A 3277-nucleotide genomic window follows, 5' to 3' on the forward strand; every position below is an offset into this window, starting at 1 on the left:
CCACTGCACGACGGCGACCGCGCTCTGTCCGGGCAACAGCCGCGGTTCCTGCAGCAGCAGGGGCAACTCCATCGTTTCGCCTGTTGGCTGCCCGTTCATGTCCAGCGATGTCAGCCGCGCGATGCCCGGTTGCCAGGGCGCCTCGCCCGGTGGGTTCTCCAGCTTCACCGCGAGCGCCACCCACGCGCCGGAGCGATAGCTGTCAAGCTGGCGGACCTTGAGCTCCGCCTCGCTGGCTGGGGCATCCATCCACGTGCCGAGAACCCCCGTGATGCCGATGGCGCCGGAGAGGATGGCGCTCGCGAGCCCCGGTTGTGGCAGCGGCCGACGCGCCGTGGCCAGCCGGGCCTCCAGCAGTGCGTTGCGCTCACGCAGCGCCACCAGCTCGGCTTCCAGTTGCGTCACGGTGGCGGGGTGGCGCCGGACGTCGACGACCGAGTCCACCACGTTGGCCTCGGTGGTCAGCTCCAGGACGAGCCGTTGTGGCGCGGCTGCGTCCGTGAAGCGCAGCACCAGGGGCGCAACGCCTTGGGTCGGCATGGCGATGGCGGGCTGGAGCAGCAGATGTGTCCCGGTGACGTCCAGCCGGGTGAACAGTCCACGCAGGGCCTCGGGCAGCTCACCTTCCAGCGCGGCGTCCGAGTCGAGCAGCACCGTCGTCACCACGCCGGGCGCCAGCCGGAGCCGCTGGACGGGCTCACCCGCGCCCGCGCTCAGGACCAGGGCCCGCTCGACGCGGCGCCAGCGTTTCGTGTTCGGTGTCTGGGCCAGCGCCTCCGTGCCCAGCAGGAGCACCACCGCCGTCATCACCAACGAGCCAGGGGGGAACACGCAGGGGCAACCTCCAGGGTTCTAACCTACTCGACAGGGATGACACGGCGGGACGCCTGAACGCGCCTCCGTCTGGCACCTCGGAATGGGCGATGTCTACCTGAAAGGTAGTCAGAAGCGCACAGGACGTTCAGCGGCCGTCGGAGCCCTCCCGCCGCGCGCCGGAAGAAAACGCACCGGGCCCGCGATGGGTCGCCCCGCGTGTTGACGTCTTCCACTTCGAGCGCCGCCTTCCATACCCCTGGAGAGGTATCCACCGCCGTCCCTGGCGTCGCTATGAGGGAGCGTCATGGGAGAGCAGAGCGCGTCTCGACTGGAGGGCGACCGCTATCAGCACCTGCTGAGCTGGTACGAGCTGCTCCGGCTGCTCGACGCGGGCAGTCCCTTCTCACACGGCTATGTCGAGCACCCGGCGGCGGGCTCGGCGGACGACGTGACGCTGCACGCCCGGCCCGGCACCGGCGTGGCCAGCCGCTACATGCAGGTGAAGTGGCACGTCGACCACCGGGACACCTATTCCCTGGCGGGGCTGGTGACGCCGCCTCGGGTGGGCCGCTCGCTGCTGCGGAAGCTGCTGGAGAGCTGGCTGGTGCTGCGGCCCCTGGGGCCCGTCGAGGTCTGGCTGTTGAGCAACTGGGCGTCGGCGGCGGACCTGGGCCGCTATCTGCATGGCAGGGACCACTGCTTCACCGACGCGTTCTTCGAGCAGCCGCCGCGGGGCGCCCTGAAGAAACATTGGGCGGCGTGGGAGCAAGGGCTCGGGGTGCCGGCCGAGACGCTGCGGGCGTTCTGCAAGGACTTGCGCTTGCGGCTCGGCGTGGGCGGCATCGCCGACGTGGAGGAGCAGGTGGACGACCGGATGGGGCGGCTGGGCCTGCGCATGGGACGGCAGCCGCGCGCCATCGCGGTGGACGGGCTCCGGCAGTGGATTGAGGTCGGCGGCGGCAGGAAGTACGTCACCCCGGAGTCGCTGCGGGAGGCCCTTCGCGCGTGGGGACTGCTGGCCTCGCGAGAGGACGCGCCCGCCGTGAGCCTCTGGATTCATGCGTGGGCGCGGCGCGTGTGGGAGCAGCCACCCACCGAGGAGCTGGACTGGACGCCGCACTTCGACCGCGACGCGCGGACGGTGCCGTCGGAGGCGGTGTGGCGGGACGTGCTGCTGCCTTCGCTGCTGGCCGCGCGGCAGCGGCTGTCGCGGCGGCCTGACGGCGCGTTGATGGACCTGCGGGGCAAGCTGCCGCTGAGCATGGCGCTGGCGGTGGGCTTCCACTTCCCGGAGGTGGGCGGCTACCGCTTCCGCGTCGAGCAGCCCACGCGGGGAGAGACCTTCTTGTGGCGCTCGGACGTGAAGCCGTCTGCGCGCAGGTTGCGGGTCACCGGGCACGAGGGCGACGCGGACGCCACGGGGCTGCTGGTGGTGTTCCAGGTGACGGGGGACGCGCGCACGGACGTGGAGCGCTTCATGGCCGAGCGGCCGGGGCGGTTTCGCGCCGTGCTCTACCTGGAGCCGGAGGACGGGCCGCATGATGGCGCCGTGGGCTCGGCCGCGGACGCGGTGGCGTTCGCCGTCCAGGCGCGTGAGCAGCTCCGGCGCGCGCGCAACGAGCTGCGCACGGCAATCACGCACCTCATCCTCTACGCCCCCGCGGCGTGCTGCGTGTTCCTGGGGCAGCGGCTCAACGCCGTGGGCCCCGTCGTGTCCTACGAGCGCACCGGCGCGGGTGGCTACGCGCCGGCGCTCACGTTGCAGACGGGGTGATGGTTTCGTTTGTCAATATTTACCTGGCTTGCTGGACATTCGCTGTACTGTGTGTGCCCCTGCTTCCTGGCGTCGCGCTGGAGAGGTTGCGTTCATGCCTTCGATTGACTTGCTGTTCCCCGTGCAGGGCGCCCCGGTTCCGCTCGACCACGGCTACCTCTTGTTCTCCTCGCTCTCTCGCCACCTCCCCGTGCTGCACGAGCGCAAGGATGTGGGGGTCTTCAACCTTCGAGGGAAACGGATGGGCAAACAACTGCTCCAGGTGGATAGGGGCACGCTGCGGTTGCGCTGCGGCGCGGACGCGCTCTCTGAAATCCTGCCGCTGGCGGGGAGCACGTTGGAGTTGGCTGGCCGGGAGCTGCGTCTGGGAATGCCCACCGTCTACCCGCTGGTCGCGACGCCCACGACGCTCTCCGCGCGCGTCGTCACCTTCAAGCACGCGATGGACGAGGCCACCTTTCAGGCTTCCACGATGAAGTTCATGGCGGAGCTGGGCTGTTCGGGGACGCCCTATGTGGGTCGGCGACGTGTTGTCTCCATCTCCGGGAAGAAGGTGGTTGGGTTCGCGCTCACCGTGAGCGCGCTGTCGCCCGAGTCGTCTCTGTTGCTTCAGGAGCGGGGGCTGGGCGGCAGGCGCCACATGGGCTGCGGCCTCTTCCTCCCCTCGCGCCTGCGCGTGGCCTTGAA

3 protein-coding genes are annotated in these 3277 nt (G+C 70.3%); 2 read left to right on the forward strand and 1 reads right to left on the reverse strand.

What is annotated here, in order from left to right:
• Positions 1–831: DUF2381 family protein (locus G4D87_RS35800; RefSeq protein WP_163787254.1), on the reverse strand; the 831-nt coding region annotated here is incomplete at its 3' end.
• A 289-nt stretch (positions 832–1120) separates the two neighbouring features.
• Between G4D87_RS35800 and G4D87_RS35805 the strand changes: the two genes are divergently transcribed.
• Both G4D87_RS35805 and cas6 read left to right on the forward strand, forming a co-directional pair.
• The gene (locus tag G4D87_RS35805) at positions 1121–2590 is read left to right on the forward strand and encodes an SAVED domain-containing protein (RefSeq protein WP_163787256.1); all 1470 of its coding nucleotides are present in this window, start codon (positions 1121–1123) and stop codon (positions 2588–2590) included.
• 94 nt (positions 2591–2684) lie between these two features.
• Positions 2685–3277, forward strand: a 593-nt coding sequence (cas6, locus tag G4D87_RS35810; protein ID WP_163787258.1) for a type I-MYXAN CRISPR-associated protein Cas6/Cmx6, incomplete at its 3' end; no start/stop codon positions are given.

Source organism: Myxococcus vastator, assembly GCF_010894475.1.
In the GTDB taxonomy this organism is placed as follows: domain Bacteria; phylum Myxococcota; class Myxococcia; order Myxococcales; family Myxococcaceae; genus Myxococcus; species Myxococcus vastator.

Bases quoted from the DNA above. Each gene is read 5' to 3' on its own strand.
- G4D87_RS35805 (WP_163787256.1), top strand. From the start codon at position 1,121: ATGGGAGAGCAGAGCGCGTCTCGACTGGAGGGCGACCGCTATCAGCAC.